General features: G+C 74.5%; 14 protein-coding genes. 5 read left to right on the top strand and 9 right to left on the bottom strand.

Going from position 1 to position 20,682, the window contains the following annotated elements; all coding sequences use genetic code 11:
• Positions 1-85: 85 nt before the first annotated feature.
• Positions 86-1,264, bottom strand: a complete 1,179-nt coding sequence (locus tag QSK22_RS23475; protein WP_285496486.1) for a hypothetical protein — start codon at positions 1,262-1,264, stop codon at positions 86-88.
• 301 nt (positions 1,265-1,565) lie between these two features.
• On the opposite strand from QSK22_RS23475, the gene QSK22_RS23480 reads away from it, so the two are divergent.
• Positions 1,566-2,078 (top strand): EVE domain-containing protein, encoded by a 513-nt coding sequence (locus QSK22_RS23480; RefSeq protein WP_285496487.1) that lies wholly within the window; start codon positions 1,566-1,568, stop codon positions 2,076-2,078.
• Between the two features lie 20 nt (positions 2,079-2,098).
• On the opposite strand, the gene QSK22_RS23485 is transcribed toward QSK22_RS23480, so the two are convergent.
• The 3 genes from QSK22_RS23485 to QSK22_RS23495 form a co-directional block, all read right to left on the bottom strand.
• Positions 2,099-3,997, bottom strand: a complete 1,899-nt coding sequence (locus tag QSK22_RS23485) for an MBL fold metallo-hydrolase (protein ID WP_285496488.1) — start codon at positions 3,995-3,997, stop codon at positions 2,099-2,101.
• Positions 3,994-10,023 (bottom strand): nSTAND1 domain-containing NTPase, encoded by a 6,030-nt coding sequence (locus QSK22_RS23490; protein WP_285496490.1) that lies wholly within the window; start codon positions 10,021-10,023, stop codon positions 3,994-3,996. Before QSK22_RS23490 ends, QSK22_RS23485 begins: the two co-directional genes overlap by 4 nt.
• Before the next feature lie 166 nt (positions 10,024-10,189).
• The gene (locus QSK22_RS23495) at positions 10,190-10,717 is read right to left on the bottom strand and encodes a pyridoxamine 5'-phosphate oxidase family protein (protein ID WP_285496491.1); all 528 of its coding nucleotides are present in this window, start codon (positions 10,715-10,717) and stop codon (positions 10,190-10,192) included.
• An 858-nt stretch (positions 10,718-11,575) separates the two neighbouring features.
• Between QSK22_RS23495 and QSK22_RS23500 the strand changes: the two genes are divergently transcribed.
• Positions 11,576-11,788, top strand: coding sequence for a helix-turn-helix domain-containing protein (locus QSK22_RS23500; protein WP_067911029.1), 213 nt, complete (start codon positions 11,576-11,578; stop codon positions 11,786-11,788).
• A gap of 122 nt (positions 11,789-11,910) precedes the next feature.
• Here the strand turns inward: QSK22_RS23500 and QSK22_RS23505 are convergent, their stop codons facing one another.
• The 3 genes from QSK22_RS23505 to QSK22_RS23515 form a co-directional block, all read right to left on the bottom strand.
• The gene (locus tag QSK22_RS23505) at positions 11,911-13,152 is read right to left on the bottom strand and encodes a DUF2786 domain-containing protein (RefSeq protein ID WP_285496493.1); all 1,242 of its coding nucleotides are present in this window, start codon (positions 13,150-13,152) and stop codon (positions 11,911-11,913) included.
• A 55-nt stretch (positions 13,153-13,207) separates the two neighbouring features.
• A complete protein-coding gene (locus QSK22_RS23510) occupies positions 13,208-13,480 on the bottom strand; it encodes a hypothetical protein (RefSeq protein ID WP_285496494.1) in 273 nt (90 codons plus the stop codon).
• Between the two features lie 530 nt (positions 13,481-14,010).
• Positions 14,011-14,916 (bottom strand): LysR family transcriptional regulator, encoded by a 906-nt coding sequence (locus tag QSK22_RS23515; protein ID WP_285496495.1) that lies wholly within the window; start codon positions 14,914-14,916, stop codon positions 14,011-14,013.
• Between the two features lie 194 nt (positions 14,917-15,110).
• On the opposite strand from QSK22_RS23515, the gene QSK22_RS23520 reads away from it, so the two are divergent.
• The 3 genes from QSK22_RS23520 (at position 15,111) to QSK22_RS23530 (ending at position 18,309) form a co-directional block, all read left to right on the top strand.
• The gene (locus QSK22_RS23520) at positions 15,111-16,502 is read left to right on the top strand and encodes an MFS transporter (protein WP_285496496.1); all 1,392 of its coding nucleotides are present in this window, start codon (positions 15,111-15,113) and stop codon (positions 16,500-16,502) included.
• 54 nt (positions 16,503-16,556) lie between these two features.
• On the top strand, positions 16,557-17,345 hold the full coding sequence (locus QSK22_RS23525; RefSeq protein ID WP_285496497.1) for a siderophore-interacting protein: 789 nt from the start codon (positions 16,557-16,559) through the stop codon (positions 17,343-17,345).
• A 538-nt stretch (positions 17,346-17,883) separates the two neighbouring features.
• Positions 17,884-18,309, top strand: a complete 426-nt coding sequence (locus QSK22_RS23530; RefSeq protein WP_285496498.1) for a hypothetical protein — start codon at positions 17,884-17,886, stop codon at positions 18,307-18,309.
• A gap of 124 nt (positions 18,310-18,433) precedes the next feature.
• On the opposite strand, the gene QSK22_RS23535 is transcribed toward QSK22_RS23530, so the two are convergent.
• On the bottom strand, positions 18,434-19,240 hold the full coding sequence (locus QSK22_RS23535; protein ID WP_285496499.1) for a TIGR03943 family putative permease subunit: 807 nt from the start codon (positions 19,238-19,240) through the stop codon (positions 18,434-18,436).
• Positions 19,237-20,280: a permease gene (locus tag QSK22_RS23540; RefSeq protein ID WP_285496500.1), complete on the bottom strand. Its 1,044-nt coding sequence runs from the start codon at positions 20,278-20,280 to the stop codon at positions 19,237-19,239. Before QSK22_RS23540 ends, QSK22_RS23535 begins: the two co-directional genes overlap by 4 nt.
• Between the last annotated feature and the right edge of the window lie 402 nt (positions 20,281-20,682).

The raw sequence follows: 20,682 nt of genomic DNA on the forward strand, positions 1-20,682 counted from the left end.
CGGCGTGCGTCATCGCGCTTCGGCTGTTCGGATGTCTATTCCTGGATGCCGGATATCGCAGTGAGCGTGTGGACGCCGGTTTCCGCTATTTCCTGGGCCGGGGCGGACGCGGTTGCCGGAGGTGAGGGGTGGATTCCTCGTGGCGCCAGACCGCCCAGTTCCACGTGCCGAAGTCGCCCGCGGGCGTGCTGCCGACCGCCCATATGATGCGGGAATTCGGCACGTTGGCGATATCGAGCACGAAGCCGTCCGGCCCGATCGGCACCTCCGCGATGGTCTCGGTCCACTGACCGTCGCGGTAGTGCAGGAGCTCGGGCCTGTCGCTGCCGTTGGGCACGAGCCATATGCCGCCCTGGCCGTCGGGCGTCAGAGCGTACGCATAGGTCAGGCGCATCCAGGGGAGGAAACCGCCGATCCGCTGCCAGGTGCTGCCGTCGTAGTGCAGCAGCAGGAACTCGTCTATGTTCCTGTCCCCGTCCCGGCGGACCTCGCGGCCGTAGAGCCACACGTCCCGCTCGGACACCGCGTGGACTCCATCGAAGACCGTGTAGTGGTCGGTCTCGCGCGGGAGGTCGGGCACGTCGACGTCGACCTCGGTCCAGGTGCGGCCGTCCCAGCGTGCCAGCAGGTCTTTGCCGGCGCTGCCGGGTCGGTGCCCGACGGCCAGGATGTAATCGGCTCTCAGGGCGTGGGCGTGCTCCAGACCCCCGACCGGCGTCGGCACCTCGGTCCACCGCCGTCCGTCGTAGTGCCAGGCCTGGTTGCCCAGGAGGTTGGTGTACGAGCCGAACGCCCAGACGTCGCGGGGGCCGATCACCTCGGCGTCATCCAGCAGGACGTTGCCGGGCCAGCGGTGGGCGACGGTCCAGTTCCGGCCGTTCCAGCGGAGCGCGTAGACGGGGTCGACCCCCCGGTAACCGCCGCTGAACGCCCAGACGTTGCGGGGGCCGGACGCGTCCGCGAACGCGATGTCCTGGCCGGCCCCGGTCGGCAGCGCGACCCGCGTCCAGGACCGGCCGTTCCACCGGACGGCCAGGGGCTCGTCCCCGTTGTCCGACGAGATCCTGCCGAACGCCCAGGCGTTGCGCGGCCCGATCGCGACCACGTCCTGCAGCCGGTTGTGGGCGGTCTCGTCACCGACCGCCACGAGCGGCCAATAGTCCGGGGCGGGATCGGCACCGGCGGGAGCGGTGCCCGCGACGGCGGCGAGCGCCGCGATGCCGGTCAATGCGGAAAGACGCCTGGTGAGTTTGCCGAACGACATGTTCGTCCCCGTTGTTCTCGACAGTGCCCGAGACAAAGGCGGGGTACGCGGCCGCTCGGGTCCCCTTCAAGAAGCCGCCATTACTGCGACGCGCGATATTGGCCGCCGGTTGACCCGGCGCCGCCGCCACTTGATGATCACTCGGAATCCGCGGTGAAACGAACCGTTGCCGCGTGCGCCCCGATCCCTTGAGAAACAATCGTGCCCGGCGGGCCGGGGAATTCGGAAGACGGGTCTTTCGCCGTGATATCGCACGGGAAGCGGGCCGGAACGGTCCGGTGGCTTCCGCTACGGTGGGCTCGTGAGTAACGAGTCGTACCTGCTCATCCTCGGCGAGCAGCGGGCCATCGCCTGGGTGCTCGGCGAGCAGCGGATGGCCTTCCCGCAGACGGCGCGCGCGGAGGTGTCCCGGCTGGCCGTGGGGGACGAGCTGTTCGTCTACGCCACCCGGGGCGCGTTCGGCAACCCCACCCGCGACCGCGGCCGCGTCATCGGCCGCGCCACGGTCGCGTCCACCGTCGTCGAGTTGGACGAGCCCGTGGAGATCGCCGGGAGGAGGTTCCCGCGCGGCTGCGACATCGAGGTCGAGTCGCTGACCCCCTTCCGCAGCGGGGTCGAGCTGAAGCCGCTGGTGGAACGGCTCAAGGCGTTTCCCAACCCGCGGGCGTGGAGCATCTACCTGCGCCGGGCCCTGCTGCACCTGCCCGCGTCGGACGCCGACCTGCTGCGCGACCTGCTCCGGCCGCTCGCCGGGCCCCGCCGGGACCACCTCCAGCCCTACCTCGACCGCGCCCAGGCCGTCGCCACCGGCTGACGCCGGCGGCGACGGCGTGCTCAGGTGGCCTGCCAGGGGGCGGTGGGGGCGGTGGCGTGCCCGCGCACGTCCAGGGTCTGGCGGAAGCCGCGCTGCTTCGCCTGGACGCCGTGGACGAGCATGACCTGGGCCGCCCGCGTCTCGTCGGCGATGTCGAGAAGGCCGTGGCGGTCGGCGTGGGCGGACAGGCGGATCTGATCCACGCGGGCGCGCAGCGGCACCGAGCGGGTGCCGTGCCGGGCGGGCAGCTCGTGGACGGGCGCGCCGCCCCGGGCGTCTTCGAAGAGGCGGCGGCCGCCGGACTCCTCGTCCTGGTAGCCGGACAGCAGGACGGCGCTGTCGGCCTCGGGGAGGATCCGGGCGGCCCATTCGACGGCGGGGCCCGCGGTGAGCATGCCGGACGTGGCGATGACCACGCCCTCGGTGAAGCTGTCGTAGGCCGGGGGACGCGGCGCCGGGACGACGTTCCCACCGAAGATCGTCCGGTCGGAGGCCGACTCGAACGTCCTGGTCAGGTCCTTGGCCATGCCGTCGACCAGGACCGGGACGTGCGGCAGCCGGGTGCGCATCAGCAGCGCCAGCTCCTGGGCGCGGCCCAGGGCGAACGCGGGGATCAGCACGCGGCCGCCCGCGGCGTGCACGTCGGCGACCGTTCGGACCAGGTCGCCGACGCGGGTCTCGCGGTCGTCGTGCTTCTCGGCGCAGCAGGTGGACTCCAGCACCAGCAGGTCGGCGCCGCGGGCGCTGTCCGGGAGGCGGTAGCCGTCGACGCTCTCCTGCCGGAAGCCGGAGATGTCGCCGGAGACGACCACGCGGCGGTCCCCGGCGCGGACCACCACCCCGGCGGCGCCGAGGATGTGCCCGGCGGGGAACAGCTCGACGGTCAGGTCGCCGATGCGGCGGGGCACGCCGACGGGCAGCTCCTCCAGGCGGGTGACCGCGGCGTCCACGGCGGTGCGGTCGTAGAGCGGCTCCCAGGAACCGCCGTAGGAGTTGCGGATGTCGGCGCGCTGCTGCATGACCTTCAGGGAGTCCTGCCACATGACGGGCATCAGGCGACACGACTCGGGCGTCGCGACGACCCGCAGGCGCGGCAGCCGGGCGGCCAGGGCGGGCACGTAGCCGCAGTGGTCGGCGTGGGCGTGCGTGACCACCACCGCCTCCGGGCGGGCCTGGAGCGCCGCGGCGATGTCGCGGGGCGGCTCGGGCGTGTCGCCGGGGCGCATGCCCGCGTCCACCAGCAGCCGGGTGCCGCCGGACTCGACCAGCAGGCAGGAGCCGCCGATGTGGTCGTCGCCGCCGAGGGGGGTGACGCGCAGGTCGCGCGAGCGGGCGGACGCGGCGGCGCGGGGCGGGGCGACCAGGTCGTGCAGGCTCGCGCGCAGGGCGGCGTCGGCGTCCCGCGGCAGCGCCGTCAGCAGCGCGGCGGCCAGGGAGCGGGGGTCCTTCAGGCGCCTGTGCTGGGCGGCCAGCCGCGCCTGCAGGTCGGTGATCTCCTGCTCGGCGTCGGCGGCGGCCCGGCGGGCGGCGTCCCGGTCGGCGCGCAGGCGGTCGATGTCGCTCCTGGCGTACTCCAGTCTCTGGCGGAGTGTTCTGAGCTTGCCCTTCAGCTTCTGGTTGCTCTCGGTGCACTGGCGGACGCGGCGTTCCAGGGTCGTCGTGCCCGCCTCGGCGAGCCGGGCCGCCGCGGCGGCGACGTCGGCGGAAGGGTGCAGCACCAGCCGGCCCGGGTGGTCGCCGGGCAGCAGCGCACGGGCCTGCGCGCGCAGCGCCGACGACCGCGCGATCAGGCCGAGCAGCCAGGCGCGGCGGTTGCGGACCAGGTCGGCGGGGGTGCGGTCGGGGCCCTGATAGGTGTCGCGGGCCAGCACGACGGTCGCGGCGGCCGTCAGCGCGGCGTCCAACGGAGTGCCGCTCATGCCTGCCCGCCGCGGGTCGCACCGGCCAGGACCGGTTCGCACACCAGTTCGTGGGCGTCGCCGGGGGCGGGGATCAGGGCGCCGAGGATGCGCAGCACCTCGATCACGTCGGCGATGGACCGCAAGTGGTGGCGCCGCAGCGCCTCGGGGCCCAGCGGGTGGTCGGTCTCCTCGCCCGGGGCGAGCAGCTCCGCCAGGTCGGCGGGCGCGCCGGGCTCGTCGATCTCGACCAGCGCCTGCCAGGCGGCCCACACCGGCGGCAGGGCGTCCACGCCGGACGCGGACACCAGCGCCTGCGGGGTGTCGCGCAACAGGCGGTGGCACCGGTCCAGGGCCGCGTCGGGGTCGGCGACGATGCCCTCGCCCAGCACCTCCCCGATCAGCATCGGCCAGCCGCCCGTGACGGACAGCAGGAGCTGCTGGCTGTGCGGGGACTGGAAGGCGTGTGCCTCCTCGCGCATCCACTGCCGGATCGACGCCGCGTCGAAGCGGCGCAGCTCCATCAGCTCGGCGTTCCCGCCCGGGGCGAGCGGAGACGACTCGTCGCCCGTGCGGGCCGCCAGCCACAGCGGCGCCAGCGCGGGCGGGGCGGTGCAGACGACGCCGAGCGTGCCCTCGCGGGAGGAGTGGTGCCGGGTGACGGTCTCGCACGCCTCGCGGATCCGCGCGGCGGCCTGCCCGGCGGTGCAGTCGCGCAGGTCCATCACGACCAGGGTGTGGCCGGGGTGCGCGCGGGCCTCGGCGACCAGGGCGCCGAAGCCGCCGCCGCCCTGGAGCACGTGCACCTTGACGTGCGGGTGGTGGTCCTCCTCGGCGCGCAGCGCGTCGGGCACCCGCTCCAGCCGCAGCGCCTGCGACCCGGCGAGGACGTGGACGAGGTTGGCCTTGCGCAGCAGCCGCGACACCTGGCCGCTGGTGAGCGGGGAGCGCTCCGAGCGTTCCGGTCCGGCGGCGTAGGCCGACCGGTAGGAGTGGACGTCGAAGGAGTCCGGCAGCTCGAACTCCTCCGCCCGGTCCAGGGCCTCCTGCACCTGCTCCTCGCCGCCCAGCAGGTCCAGGATGTAGGGGGTGCGCAGCCGGTACCCGCCGTCCTCGGCCAACAGGATGCCCAGCTCGACGCTCTCGTCCAGCAGCCCCTGGAACTCGTCGCGGGTGCACTGGGCGAACCCCTGGGGCCACCACTGGCGGCACTCGCCGAACAGGTCCCCGGCGGGGATGGTGGCGTCGGCGGCCTCCGTCAGGGCGCGGAACGCCACGACGTAGGCGATGACCTTGTAGCGCTGGTCGAGGTTGATGGTCCAGTCGAAGCGCTCGCGGAACCCGTCGGCCAGGCGGGCGTCCTTGCGGACGGCGTCCACGTCGTCGCGGGTCACCGTGTACGGCAGCGGGTGCTTGTCGGTGGTGCGCCGCTGGAGGTGCTTGAGCAGCGCGTCGGCGAACAGCTGGATCAGCGCGGGCGCGTTGTTGGCCTCGGCGATGACGCGGGCCGCCAGCGTCTCGGGCAGCCGGAACCCCAGCGTGGCCAAAGGTTTGGTGAGCAGGTCGAACGCGTCCTGCGGCTGCAGCGGGCCGATGGAGATCGGCTCGCCGAAGTGCGCCAGCGGCTGGTTGGGCAGGCTCTTGAACCGCGCGGTCTGGTGCAGCCCGGCGAACACCACCTTGACCCGCCGGTCGGTCTCGCTCATCAGGTCGCGCAGCGCGTTGACGTTGACGAAGCGGGCGCTGTCGGCGTCCCGGTTGAGGAACTCGTCGGCCTCGTCCAGCAGGATCAGCAGCTGCCGCCGCGGGTCGGCGGCCAGCCAGGCGCGGATCGCCTCCCGGATCTCCTCGGCGTCGCCGCCGGTGTCGGGCGACAGCACGCCCACGTCGGCCAGCGGGCGGCGCAGCCGCGCCCACACCGCGTCGGCGGGGTCGGTGCGGCCCACCGCCGAGATGCTCTTGAAGATCACCGCGCGGTTGGGGTCGCGGTCCACCTGGCGGCGGGCGGCGTGCAGCAGCGCCGACTTGCCCAGCTGCCGCCCGCCGTAGACGAACGAGCCGCCCTTGCGGTCGATCACCTGCCGCAGCTGCTCCTGCCGCCCGTAGAACATCTCCTCGGGCACGTTGCCGGTGGGGATGAACGGGTTGAGGGACGTGAACGGGGCCAGCACCTCGACCGTGTCGGTCCAGTCGCACTCGGGCAGGCAGGCCAGGTAGCCGACGGCCGCGTCGTCCAGCACGGCCACCGGGTGCGGGCGGCGGCGCGCGGCCCGCACCAGCCGCTGCCGGTCGGCCGCCGACAGCGTGCCGAAGTACCACACCAGCACGGTCTGGTCGGCGGGTTCGCCCTTGAACCACTCGACGATCTCCTGCGGGCGCGGCCGCCCCCACACCAGCAGCAGCCGCAGCGTGTCGCCCGACGGGCTCATGCCCGTGCCGAACTGCGGCAGCAGCGCCGGGCCCCGCCAGTGCACCCCGGTCAGCTCGAACCAGGTGCGGGCGCGTTCGGCCGCGCCGGGACGGGCCGCGGCCTCCAGGCCGATCAGCCGCAGCACCGGCTCGATCGCCGTGACCAGGTTGCCGGGCGCCTTGGGCCCCTGGCCGATCCTGTGCCAGCTGCGCAGGCCCTCCCGGCTCACCGCGGACCGGCGCAGCGCGGCCAGGTCGAGGCCGGCGCCCGACAGCAGGCGGCGCAGCCGGCCGTTGCCGAGCCGCCCGCCGCGCTCCATCGCGTCGCCGAGCAGGGTGAGCGCGGCGCTGACCTGCTCGCCCCGCCCCGGGCCCAGCTCCTCGAACGCGTCGGGGAAGGCGGGGAAGAACCGCGCCAGGTGGCCGCGCTCGCGGGACGGCTCGGGCAGCTCGCGGCCCTGCCGGGCCTGCACCAACGACTCGCGGGCGGTGGTCAGGTCGCCCCGGTCCAGATACTCGCGGATCCGGTCGGCCGCGGCGGCGACCGCGGGCTCGTCCAGATGCGCCTGCAGGTCGGCGCGTACGTCGGCGACCTGGCGGGCGGCGATCTCGTCGGCCTCCGCGGCGACGGACTCGGCGACGGCGCGCAGCCGGTCGAAGTCGTCGCGGCCGCGGTCGTTCAGCGGCCGCAGCCGGGTCTGCAGGCGGGTCGCGGCGCCCTCGTCGAGCTGCCCGTCGCGGCGCATCTGCGCCAGCTTGTCGACGATCTTGTCGCGCAGGTCGCCGATCTCCTTGCGGGCCTGCTCCCGCAGGGTGCGGCGGCGCTGCTCCAGGTCGGCGGCCAGGTCGGCGTCGAGGTCGCGCAGCGCCCGGACGATCGCCTCGGTGCCGACGTGGTCGTCGCGCTGGGCGCGCGCCTCGAACGCCGCCGTCCAGTCGGGGTCGCCGTCCCCGCACAGGGGCAGCAGGTCGGGCAGCGCGGGGACGCCGCGCGGCCGGAACGACTCGGGGTGCAGCGCGACACCGGGGGCCAGCAGCAGGTCCTGCCCCAGCACCTGGTCGGGGGTGCGGGGCTCGTCGCCGAGCGGGTCGCCTTTCAGCAGCCGCAGCGTGTCCTCCAGCAGCAGCCCGGCGGTGCGGGCGGCGGCGCCCAGCACCGGGTCGGCGGCGCCCCGCTCCAGTTCGGCCAGCTCCGCCGCGCAGGCCTCGCGCACCTCGCCCGCCTCGTCGCGCAGCTGGGCGAGCCGCTGCCGCATCCCCGTGTGCTCCGGCTTGGCGTCGCGGATGGCCAGCACCTCGTCCGCCGCGCGGCTCCACTCGTGGACGATGTCGAGGGCCTCGTCGATCAGCTCGGCGAGGCGGCGGCGGGCGGCGGCCTCGATGCGCCGCTTGGACCGGCCGCCGCGCAGCTCCGCCGTGGTGTCGTCGATCAGCCGCTCGACCGCGCCGGCCGCGCGCAGCCGCTCCACCTCGGCGCCGGCCCGCCCGGCGCGGTCCTCGGCGTCGGCGGCGGCCAGGGCCAGCAGCCGGCCGACCTCCCCGTCGTCCTGCAGCAGGTGCTTCCACACCTCGGTGGCGAGCTGATACTTGATCTTCTTGCGCGGGCCCTCCGCCAGCAGCTGGCGGGCCTGCGCCGACCGCAGCCGCCGCTGCTCCTCGGCCCGCTGCGTGTCGCGCAGCTCGTTGGACACGCCCGGCACCAGGTAGTCGCCGCGGTTGGCGGCGCGCAGGAAGCTGTCGCCGAGCGCGGCCAGCCCCGGATGCGCGGCCACGACGCCGGCGTGCCGGCGCAGCAGCTCCGCGGACTCGGGGCTCGGCCGGACGATGCCCGCCCGGATCGCCGACGCCCACGCCAGCAGGCGTCCGGCGGGGTCGTCGTCGAGCGCTGCGGCGTCCAGCCCGCGGACCATCTCCACGTACGCCGACGCAAGGCGCCCGCCCGAGGCGTTCGTCTCCCGCGCCAGCGCGACCGCCCAGCGGGCCTTCGCCTGCGCCTCCGGCGCGCCGCAGGCCAGGCGCACCCAGCCCGCCAGTGCGGTGCGGCCCGCCCGGAGCGCGGCGGCCTCGGCTTCCGGCGCCGGTTGCCAGTCGGGGGGTGCGGTTGCGGGTGCGGTTGCGGGTGCGGTTGCGGGGGCGGTTGCGGCGGCGGGGGCGGGCTGCTCGGGTGCTGCGGGGGCGTCTTCCGCGGTCGTGCCGGTTTCTTCTGCGGGCGGTTCGGGGGCTGGTGGCCGCGGCTCGTCTTGCGTGTCGGACGGGGGTGCGGCGGCGGCCGGTTCGTCGTCTGCCGCCTGCTGCTCGCTGTCGGCGATCAGCAGCGCGTCCAGGTCGTCAAGCTCTCTGGAGGGCGGTACGGGCTCGTCCGGCGGTGGTTCGCCGGCTGCTTCCTCGGGGGCGTCGTCTGCTGCGGTTTCGTCGGCGAGGGACAGCTGCCCGAGAGCGGCGTAGGTGACGGCCTTGCTCCAGCCGCCGGGCAACTGCTCGTGCGCCTGCCCGGACAGGGCGCCCACCTCGTCGACGTCGGCGCCGCCGGCGGCGGCGTCGATCAGCCGGGCCAGCACGGCCAGCCCGGACGGCTCCCCGCGCGCGGCGGCCGCGCGGATCTCGGCCAGCAGCTCCTCGACCGCCGGCGGGCCCGTGACGGTGGTGAGCCGTGCGATGAGGGCGTCGTCCTGTGCCGCGGCGCGTTCCTCCAGCACGGTCCGCAGGTCGTGCAGGGTGGGTTCGGGCGGCACGTCGCCGTCGCCCGCCAGCGCCGCGTGGGCGCGGTCGAAGGCGAGGGCGGCTTCGGTGAGCCGCCGCAGATCGTCGTCGCCGGGACGGCGCTGCGCCGCCACGGCGTCCCGCACCGCGTCGGCCGCCGAAGCGGCCTCGGCGAAGGCCGACTCGGCGTCCTCCAGCAGCCGCCGGGCTTCGTCGTCGTCGGAGGATGGCCGCGGCTGCGGTGGCGGCGTCTCCATCGGGGCCTCCATCGGTTCGGGGGTGTGCGGGTGGGGCTCGGCGAGGTCCGGGGCTACGGCATCGGGAAGGCGCGGACGCTCCGGAAGGCGGGGCTCGCGGGCGCGCAGGGCCGCCCAGGTGCCGCGCACCCAGGCGGCCGCCTCCTCGTCCAGATCGTCGGCCATGTCGAGCAACTGCGCCAGCGCCACGGGGGCCAGCTCGGCGTCGTGCGCGACGACCTCGGCCAGGGCCCACACGGTGAGGGACCGCGGCACGGCCGCCTGGACGAGCAGGTTGAAGGCGAGGAGCCCGGCCCGGTGCAGCACCTCCTCGTCGCCGCCGAGCAGGCCGATGCAGTCGTCCGCCGTCAGGCCGTCGCAGTTGTGGTATCCGAGCGTCAGGGGATAGGTGAGCCGCGACCGCAGCTCGGGGCTGTGCCGCCCGCCGCGCAGCCGGGCCAGCACCGTGCCGGCCGCCCGTCCGCTGATCTTCCGCAGGTCCGGCAGGCCGACGACGTCGAGGATCGCGCGGCGCAGCTCGGCGGGGTAGTGCACGATGGCCCTGCGCACGTCCTCCGCCTCGACCCGCTGCAGCGCCCGCCGGGCGGCCTGCTCCCCGTCCCGTCCGGCGGACTCCAGCCGCCCGAGCGGGTAGTCGTGTGATCTCGTTCCGTGATCGGCATGGGAAGCGATCAGTGACACCTCTTTTCGGGGGATGCGGGTGCCGCGACGTCGCCGGCCGAAGTCGGAGCTCCTGGCCTCTGACATTTACCGCGATGACCGACATGCTCGCCCCCGCCTCGCAACGGCGACCGGCATCGGCCACACTCGCCGACCTACTTGACGCCCTCCGTCCGATCTGAAGCGATCAAGCGCGGGACGCCGCGGTGAGCTCGGCGATGTCGCGAGCATAAACGGTCATCCAGTGCGGATGCAGCCGATAGAAAACCACCTCGTCCCAGTCGAACGCGTCGTTGCCGTAGAAGTCCTGGAAGTACTCCCGCACGTACGGCCAGTCCGCGGCCGGCTCGCGGCCCGGGGAGCTGAGGATCTCCACGGTGCCGTGCGCGAACACGCCCAGGTCCTCGCCGCGCATGTGCGCGGCGCTGGCGGCGGGGCGGGCGGCCAGATGGCGGGCCTTGGCGGCGCCGGGCGCCGTGCCGAAGTGCCACTTGCCGTGCAGGAAGTGCCCGTCGGCGCCGCTGATCCGCGGCTCGCCCTTCGCCGTCACGGTGGACAGGGCGAGGGGGCACATGCCGGTGAGGACCCCGGTGAGCTGCTCGGCGGTCAGCGTGGTGCCGGGGTGGATGATCGAGCGCAGGTGCGCGGAGGAGCGGGCGAGGGAGGCGTCCAGCAGGGCCTGCAGTTCCTTGAGTTCTTCCGGCGTTTCACGCACTGTAGGTCGCTCCTATCCGTCGATCCGTTCGTGGGGTCCCGGTCCGCGTTGCGTCGGCGGCGGCCGGTGCGTCCATGCTGGACCGGAAACCTGACATCTTCTGTCAGCCTTTCGTCCCGTCTTTCGGCGGTGTCGGCTTCGGTGGCCGATCGTGACGCCCCCTCGGTTCGCCGCCCCGGGCGCAGGGCGGGGCGCGCTGCGGATGACGGGGGAGGCGCTGCGATGTGATCAGCGTTGTTCCGGCGGGCGAAAGAGGCGCGTGATACCGAATCTGATTCAAGATTCGTTCGCGGCCGCAAATGGAAAGCGCTTCCTGGCAGTTTTTCCCCGGTGAGCGGCCGATCGCCGGATGGGGGCGGGCGATGGCGCGGAACGGTCGTGGAACTGCGTGAGCCGCGGGGCGCGTCCGTCACGGGACGGGGGGGCGGCCTCCCCCTCCCCGCTCCAGCGCGGGCGAGGGGGCGGGTGGGAGCCCCGTCGGTGGGGAAGAGATGGTTCGAGGGTGTTCGCCCAGGTTGCGGTCGGTTGCCGGTTCGTGGCATCTGGCGATGATCGAGCTGTTCGTACCGCTTCATCCGTACAGGATGGGGGCGGCGTTCGCCGGGTGGACGGAGGCGGCCGGATGGGACCGGACCGGGCGGTGCCGAGGAGGCGGGACGTGGCGATCGTCACCGGCGCAGCGGTTGCGACTTGCCGATCGCCATGGAAAAGTCCATCATCGGCCGTTCATGTGACGATTCGTGCGGCATTGGCGGCCTGTTTGCGGGGAATGTGTAGGTTGGGTAGATCACCAGCGTGCTGACAGCGGGGGGACGTCCCGCCGGGCAGCCGACATACACGTCGATTCAGGAGGTACTCGTGGCCCGCACCCTGGCGAGGGGCACTCGCGTGACCGGTGCCGAGCGCACCAAGCTCGCGGCCGAGCTCGCCCCTCGATACGCGTCCGGCGAAAGCATCCGCGACCTGGCCGCCGAGACCGGCCGGTCGTACGGGTTCATCTACAACATCCTCAAGGAGGCCGGCGTACCGCTGCGCGGACGCGGCGGCAACACCCGGCGCAGGAAGGGCTGACCCCCGGCGCCCGCTCCGCTGCGGGGCAGGGCGCCGGGCGCGGCCGCAGGTCCCGGCGCACCGGCGGTGCCGGGAGTCGAGCACGTCCGCGCGCGGCCGCGGAGAGGCCGCCCGGCGCGGTGTCAGCGGCGGTCGGCGATCTCGCGGTGCGAGGCCAGCCCCGCCAGGTCGGCGGCGGCGCGTCCGGCCACCCAGCCCTCGTAGTTGGAGACCGCGCGGGCGCGGCTTCTGATGAGGTCGGGGAACAGCCCGTCGACGGCCCGGTCGACGGCGCGGTCCCGTGCGGCCAGAACGGGCAGCGGCGCGTCCGCAGAGGCCGTCCCGCCCCCGGCGGCGTCGCGCCCCGCGGCGGCCCGGTTCGCGTCGCGGGCGGCGCGGTCGGCGGCGTCGCGCAGCCGTTCGCCGATGCGGGCGGCATAGGCGTTGAGGAAGGCGTGCCGGAACGAGCGCGTACGGGATCGTCCCCCCGCGTCCCGCCGCGCTCCGGCACGCACCATCGCCGCGGTCGCCTGCACCAGCAGGGAGGTGAACATCATCTCCACTGCGGCCAGGTCGGCCGGGAACCCCAGCACGGTGGAGAAGCCCAGTTCGCGGTGCCAGACGGCGCGGCACCCGTTGGCCTCGGCCACCACCGTCAGCAGCGCCGTCTTCGGCGACTCGTACGGGGCGTCCACGGCCAGGCGCCGCCCGGCGGGGCCGGCGGCCGCCGCGGCGCCGCCGGCGCGGGCCCCCAGCAGCGCGCGGTCGATGCTGTGGCGGGCCATCAGCTCCTGCGCCCGCGCGCTGAGCGCCTCGGCCTCCTCGGAGAACTCGGTGGACTCCGCCTTGGCCGGCAGCGCCCGGACCTTGGCCGACATCCGCTCGTCGACCGGTCCGGCGGCGGCCGCCGCCGGCTCGCCGGGCAGCGGGGCGATCTTGGGCAGCCGCGGCAGGGTGCCCAGCAGGTGCAGCACCTCCAGCGCGCAGGCGAGGACTTCGGCGCGGTCGACGCCCTCGCGGCGGCACCAGCCGCGCGGCAGGTCGTGGTCGTGCGTCCACCAGACCCGCGCGTCCAACGCGGCCAGCTGGGCGAGCCACTGTGGGTCCGTCGCGGCCGCGGGGTGGGCCCGCGACTCGGCCGCGATCACGTCCACCACCAGGCGCCGGTGCCGGTCGCCGAACGTGCGGCCGGTGTAACGCGCCACGTCGGCGGGCTGCCGGCCGCGGTGCCAGGCGGCGGCGACCGCCTCCTGCAGGCGCGCCGGCAGCAGCCGGTCGACGGGGCGTGCGCGGCGTCCGGCCGGCTCGGCGACGCACGCGCGGAACGCGGGCGGATCCGGGCGCGACAAGGCGCGCAGCGCCCGCGTCATCAGCGCGTCGACCATCTGTCATCCCCCGTGGCGAACACGGCCGTGGCGCAGGGGCCCGGCCGCGGACGGCTCAGCCGCCGGGCTCCTCGCCGTGCAGTTCCTCCACCACGACGCTCTGGTAGGCGCGGGAGGTGTCCGGCACGTACGTCAGACGGGCCAGTGCCCGGCCGTCCCGGTCCCTGATCTCGAACTGGTAGCCCTCGTCGCTGCGCTCGCCGACCTGGGCCAGCGCCTGGTCGTGGCGCAGCCTGCACATGGTGTCGACTTTCTCGAGCGCGACCTTGAGGCTGCCCGCGTCGCTGATGAGCCGGGCGGGCTCACTCGTCTCCCAGATCTCGAACATGGTCGCGTTCCTGTCGGGGGTAGGGGGGTTGTGAGTGCGGGGACTTCAACCGGTCTGCGGGATAGCTTGCGCTGAAACGCTGGAAGTTTCAATCAGGGCAGGTCTCGGATTGATCACTATTCGGGGTGGCGCGCGTTCGCAGAGTTATGCCGCCGGGGGCCGCCGGACCGGGGGGCAGGCCCGGTGAACTCGGTGAACGGCGTTCTGGACGGGCCATTGTGCCGCCGGGACGGGGAGATGGTCCGATTTGGCGCGAGTTCTTTGGCTGTTTTGCGAGGACCTGCCCGCTGACCAGGGCGGACGCGGCGGCGGGCCGTCCCCGCGCGGCCCGCGATATGAGAACCGCCACGTTCGGCGCGCAGATCACGGCTTCGCGGCAAGGGAGCGGCACCGGCATTCCGCATTGTTATGCCTCCGCGGTAAACCTGCGCGCCCTCCTGCGCGTCGCCGCAATAACAGTCGGGCATTTCGGACGGCCGTGCACGCCGATCACGGGAAAGTGACGGCGGCGCCGGAAGGCGGACGCCGCCTCACGCGGTGACCTCGGTGATGACCTCGCGGACCCGGCGGCGCAGCCAGGCGTGCGCGGCGTCGGCGTCGTAGCGGGCGTGCCAGCCCAGGGACAGCCGCAGCGGCGGCAGCTCCAGCGGCATGGGCAGGGGCACCAGGCCGAGCCTTTCCACCAGCCGGCGGTGCAGGCGCCGGGCGGCGAAACCGAGCAGATCGGTGTGCCGGACGACCAGCAGCGACGCGGTGACGGTCGGCACCGAGCCGATGACCTGCCTGCTGCGGCCCGTCTCCGCCAGCATCTGGTCGATGGGGCCGGCCAGGCGGCCGCGCCGGGTGGACAGCAGGTGCGGCGCCGAGATCCACGCGTCCAGCGTCATCTCCTGCGATATGAGCGGATGACCGGGGCGCACGACCGTGACGAAGTCGTCCAACAGCAGCGGCTCCACGCGCGTCTCCGAGGTCGGCGTGCTGATGACGCCGATCTCCAGGTCCACGGTGTCGCGCCGCAGCGAGTGGGTGTCGCGCGGCCCCTCCCCGAGGAACCGCAGCGTCACCCCCGGGGCCTCGCGGGCGACGCGCTCCAGCAGCGGCCCCGCGACGATGGCGGTGACCCCCTCCTCGGCCTGAAGCGTGAACGAGGCTGTGAGCGTCGAGGGGTCCAGGTCCTCGGCGGGGGAGAAGACGGCCCGGGCGCGCTGGACGAGGTCGTGCACCTCCGCCCGCAGGGCCTGCGCGCGCGGGGTGGGCGTCATGCCGCGTCCCGACCGCACCAGCACGGGGTCGCCCAGCGCCCGGCGGATGCGGCCGAGCGTCCGGCTCATCGCGGGCTCGGACAGGTGCAGGCGCGCGGCGGCCCCGGACACGCTGCCCTCCTCCAGCAGGGCGTCCAGCGCGACCAGCAGGTTCATGTCCAACTTGGATTGCATGGCGTGCATTCCTCGGGTGCAAAAGATGCATTTGAAAGCAAAACACCCCCACCTTACGTTGGAGACCGCCAGACGCGGGATGCGCATCACCGGCCGGCTCTCTTCGATCAACTCCCGATTCCGAGGAAGTTCTCATGACGATCGACGCCGCCCGAAGGACGTCACACTCGGTGTCGTCCGCAAGACAGAGGGTCATGGCGCCGCTGATGTCGGCGTGCGTGGTCCTCGTCGTGGCCATGGTCGCCGCGGTCAACCTGGCCATCCCCAAGCTCGCCGCGAGCGATCTCGCCCCGTCCGCCACCCAGGTGGTGTGGATCGTGGACACCTACGTCCTGGTGTTCGGCTGCCTGCTCATCCCCGCCGGGGCCGTCGGCGACCGGCTGGGCCGCAAAGGCGTGCTGCTGGCCGGGCTCGGAGTGTTCGCCGCCGGATGCCTGCTGGCGGCGGCCGCGCCGAGCGTGCCGGTGCTGCTGGCCGGCCGGCTCGTCACCGGCGTGGGCGCCGCCCTGACCATGCCCGCCACCCTGTCGCTGCTGCTCCAGGTCACCGCGCCGCAGGACACACCCCGCGCCATCGCCGCCTGGACGGCCGCCACCGGCATCGCGGGCGCCGTCGGCAACCTCGCCGGAGGGGCGGTCCTGCAGTGGCTGCCGTGGCGGGGCCTGTTCCTGTGCGCCCTGCCCGTGGCGGGGATCCTGGCGGCCCTGGTGGCCAGGTTCGCGCCGCGCGGGCAGCGCCACCCGGCCGCCCTCGACCTGGCGGGCGCGGCGCTGCTCACCGCCGCCCTGTTCGCGCTGCTGTTCGGCATCATCGAGGGCCCCGAGCACGGGTGGTCCTCCGCGTCCGTGCTGGGCGCGTTCGGATGCGCGGCGGTGCTGCTGGCCGTGTTCGCCGTCTACGCGGCGCGCGCCTCGCACCCCCTGCTGGACCCGCGCCTGTTCGCGATCCCGCGGCTGCGCAGCGGCGCGCTGGGCGTCTCGGCGGCCTTCTTCGGCCTGTTCGCGCTGTTCTTCGTCAACGCCCAGTACCTGCAGTACGCCAAGGGGTACTCGCCGCTGAAGACCGGCGTGGCCATCGCGCCCGTGGTGGTCGGCATGCTCGTGGTCAGCAAGCGCAGCGTGGGCCTGGCCCAGCGGTTCGGCGCCCGCCCCGTGGTGGGAGCGGGGCTGCTGGTGCTGGGCGGGGGGCTCGGGCTGCTGTCGCTGCTGGACGCCGACACCCCCTACCTGCTCTACGCGGTCTTCCTGCTGGTCCTGTCGGTCGGCATGGGGCTGTGCGTGCCGCTGCTGTCGGTCGGGATCATGGGCGCCCTGCCGCCCGACCGGGCGGGGCTGGGCGCGGGGCTCAACAGCGCCGCCCGCGAGATCGGCAGCGCGCTCGGCGTCGCCGTCATGGGCACCGTCCTGACCGGCCGGCTCGACGGCGGCGGGACGGGGGCGGGCGCCCTGGCGGGCGGCGACCCGGCCGCGCGCGCCCGCGCGGTGGAGACGTTCACCGACGCGATGGCGGCGGGCTTCGGGGTGGTCGCGGTCGTCGTGGCCGTCGTCGGACTCCTCGCCGCCGCGGGCTTCCGCGACCGCAACTGACGATATATCGTGATCTCTCGGTCGATTGAGATATAACGCGTTTGGAGGTGGCTTGTGAGCGCCGAACCGGCTCCCGCCGGCGCCGCGTCCCCGGCCGGGGGCGGGCGCCTGCGCGACAGGATGCTCGACCTGGTGTTCGTGCGCGGCCGCGTCGAGGACGTGCGGCCGGCGGCCCGCCGCATGCGGCACGTGCGGATCACCGGCGTGCCGGGGCTCGCCTGGACGCCCGGGCAGCACGTGCGGGTGAACGTCTGCGACCTGTTCGCGGCCCGCACCTGGATGCGGGGCCTGCGCGACGCCCTGCGCACCTACTCGGTCTGGGACTACGACCCCGACTCCGGGGCGCTGGAGCTGCGCGTGATGGACCACGACGGCGACGGGCCGGGCGCCCGGTGGGCGCGGACGCTGCGTCCCGGCCAGGAGGTCGCCTTCACCAAGCCCGAAGGCGGGTTCACGCTGCGCGAGGACGCGCCGTACCACCTGTTCGCGGGGGAGGAGACGGCCTCGGTGCCGTTCGGGGCGATGCTGCGTGCGCTGCCCGCGGACGCCGGCGTGTACGGCGTCGTCGAGGTGGCGGGGCCCGAGGACGAGCTCGCGCTGCCCCGGCGGGCGGACCTGACGTGGCGCCACCGCGGGGACGCCTCGGCCGCCTCCTCGGCGTCGCTGGTCGAGGCGGTGCGGTCGCTCAAGCTGCCGGACGGCCCGCCCGGCGTCGCCTACGTGGCCGGGGAGGCGCGGACCGTCCAGCTCGTCCGCGCGCACCTGGTCCGCGAACGGGGATGGCCGCGCCGGGCGGTGCGGGTCAAGCCGTTCTGGACGCCCGGCAAACGCGGCATGGACTGATCGGCCGGTCACGGTCAGGCGCGGCGCGGCGCCGGTTCCGCCGCGCCGCGCGCAAGTGTCGGCGAATCTTGCGCGCGCGGCCGCGGCCCCGGGGCCGCGGTTCGCGCCGATCGCAGATCGCCGCCGGCGGCTCGGCCCGGTCCCGGGAAGGCGGCCGCGGGTCTTGTGCGAGGTCGGCGCGGTGCGGCGGTGCGGCCGCCGGGGCGCGCGGCGAGGCGGGCCCGGCCGGGTGCCGTGCGGGCATGGACGGCTCACGGGCGCCGCGTCACCATGGCGGCGTAGCGCTGGCCGGTGCAGCCGGTGGGGCGCACGGGAAAGCGGCGACAAATGAGGCGTGCGCCACATTCCCGGCTCTCCGTCGCTGGGCCCCCGCTTCCGCCGCAGGTCAGGACGTGCGGACCGGTGCGGCGGCGGGCGGGGCGGCGCCGGTGCACGACGATCTTTTTCCGATCTGCACGTGCATCGGCTCTTGCACCTGCACGCTATTGCTAGCAGGATGGCCCCCGGACCCCCGCACGTGAACTCCCCGGAGATCGCGATGACCGCACACTTGAGCGACAGCGACCGACAGGCGCTGCGCCTCGCCCAGGACCTGCGCGAGCAGATGAGGCTGGCCCTGCCGCAGCAGAGCGCCGCGCCCTCGGTGTCGCCGTTCGTCGACCCCTCGGGACGCCCCAGCGTCCTGATGCGGATGGACGACGAGACGGCGCGCGCCCTGATGGCGGTGCTCAGCGACCGGCTCGCGGCCCAGGCGCAGCCACAGCAGCAGCCGATGCCGCAGCAGCAGTTCGCGGCCGAGCCCCGCCGCGCGGACGGCTCCCACGCGGCCCCGCCGCCGCCGACGGCCGCGCCGCCGCAGCAGCCGGAGATGTCCGCGCTGCCCCACGCGCCGGCGTTCACCCCGGCGCCGGCCGTCCCCGCACCGGGCGGCCCGCTGTTCCCCACGGCCTTCCCCGCGCGCTGAGCCGCCGCCGGCTCGCCGAGCGCGCACCGACGCGGTCTCCGCCGACGCCCGGGGCAGCAGCCCCGGGCGCGTTGGTATCCACCGCCTTCCGGGCGGCGACCACGGCGAGCCGGTCGACGGCGGGTCACTCGTAGGGGTTGGCGGGCTTGTTGATGCGCCTGACGGACGTGCCCTGCAGCACGTGCACGCCGCTCTCGGCGGCCTGCGGGGGGAGCGGCTGCCAGGTGCCCTCCACCTGGACCCACGCGTCGGCGGGCGGCCGGGGCAGCCCCTTGACGATCACGGGGAAGGGCACGGCGTCGCCCGCGCAGCACGCCATCCGCAGCCGGGTGACCTGCCAGCCGCCGTCGCCGCGGGGCGTGACGAACCCGGTCAGGCGCACCGGCACGCCCTCGAACGAGGACCGGTCGCCGTTCTGCGCCTGCCACGCCCGGCCGATGAACTCGCCCAGCGTCATGGAGATCGGCCCGCGGTCGCGGGGCAGCGGCCCGTAGCCCTCGTCGGCCGGGCTCGGCGGCGGGGCGGCCGGGCGGTCCGCGCCGCGCGCGGCGGTGAACGACCCCAGCGCGGGCGGCGCGATCACGAAGATCGCCAGCACGGGCAGGCACAGCAGCCACGCCACCCGGGGGCCGCGCGCGTGGTCGTGCCCGTGGTGCCCATCGTGCCCGTGGTGCCCATCGTGTCCGTGGTGTGCCCCGTGGTGTGCGTGCCCATGGTGTCCCGCGTGCCCGTGGTGCCGCGGATCGGGGTCGTCCGTCCACTCCCGGCGCAGCCCCGCCGCGCCCAGCGCCAGCAGCACCAGCGCCGCCGGGACGAGCATGTACCGGAAGCCCGGCCGGACGTAGTTGAGGTAGTCGTCGGTCGCCAGCGTGATCCACAGCACGGCCCCGCCGAGCGTGATCAACAGCAGGTTCTGCGCGGCCCGCGTCACAGCAGCACCCCTCCCACCAGAACGCTCACGGCGACGGCGAGCGCGAACGTCAGCGGGACGAACCGCACCGCGAACCGCCGTCCGAAGAACCCCGCCTGCAGCGCCACCAGCTTCAGATCGACCATCGGGCCCACGACCAGGAACGCCAGCCGGGCCGTGGGGGAGAACTGCGCCAGGCTCGCCGCCACGAACGCGTCGGCCTCCGAGCAGATCGACATCAGCACCGCCAGCAGCGCCAGCACCAGCACCGACAGCGGACCGGCGCCGGCGAGGCCGTCCACCCAGCCCGCCGGGACCGCCACGTTGATCGTCGCCGCGGCGGCGCCGCCCACCACCAGAAAGCCGCCCGCGTGCATGATGTCGTGCCGCATCGCCTGGCGGAACGCCTCCCAGCGGCCGGCGTCGGCGGCCTCGGGACGCGGCGGGACGCGCAGCCACTCGCCCCGGCCGACCAGCAGCCAGATCCACCCGGCCAGCACCGCCACCAGCAGCGACGCGGCGAACCGCCCCACCACCATCTGCGGGCTGCCCGGGAACGCCACGGCCGTGGCCACCAGCACCACCGGATTGATCGCGGGCGCGGCCAGCAGGAACGTCAGCGCCGCCGCCGGGGCCACCCCGCGCGCCATCAGCCCGCCCGCGACCGGCACCGACGCGCACTCGCAGCCGGGCAGCACCGCCCCCATCGCCCCCGCCACCGGCACGGCCGCGCCCGGCCGCGACGGCAGCACCCGCCGCCAGAACGCCGCCGGGACGAACGCCGTGATCGCCGCCGACAGCATCACCCCGAACACCAGGAACGGCAGCGCCTGCACGCAGATCGCCACGAAGATCGTCGTCCAGGCGTGCAGCGCGCGGCCGTCCACCGCCGGGGCCACCCACAGGCGCCCGGCGACCAGCACCGCGGCCAGCGCGGCGAAGCACCAGGCGGCGCGGGTGCCGGGCGACATGGGGCGGCCGGGCGCCCAGTCCGGGGGAGGAAGCAGATCGTCGTCATCGTCGGCCGTCCGCAGGCCGGCGGAGTCGGTCATGGAGGTCATCGTCCCACAGGCAACGCTTGTGCACCGCCCGTCACATAAACCTCATCAAACGCGCTGCGCGGTGAGCCGGGCAAGGCAGGTACCGAATTGATCTTTTCGAGATCTGGCCGAGATCGGCGGTCGGGCCGGGCGGCGGAATCGCCCGTGCCGTAGGGGATCCGTGCACTTCCGATTCGCTCGCCGAAAAGATCGTTAAACCGACGATCTACCGTCAGAAGGGTAAAATCGGGTCCGTTTTTGCATCCTGTGCGTAAATCGTCCTATACTCAGGTCATGTCCTGGTCAACCTGCCATTGACCGGGCCAATCGCATAGCCGTCGCCTCCCGCCCGCCAGGCGGGACCCCCTCAGCCGGTTCGCGGCCGGCCATGCAACGGCCGCATTCAACGGGGGCACTGGAGCT

The sequence above is a fragment of the Actinomadura sp. NBRC 104425 genome (assembly GCF_030269545.1).
Classification (GTDB): Bacteria; Actinomycetota; Actinomycetes; order Streptosporangiales; family Streptosporangiaceae; genus Spirillospora; species Spirillospora keratinilytica.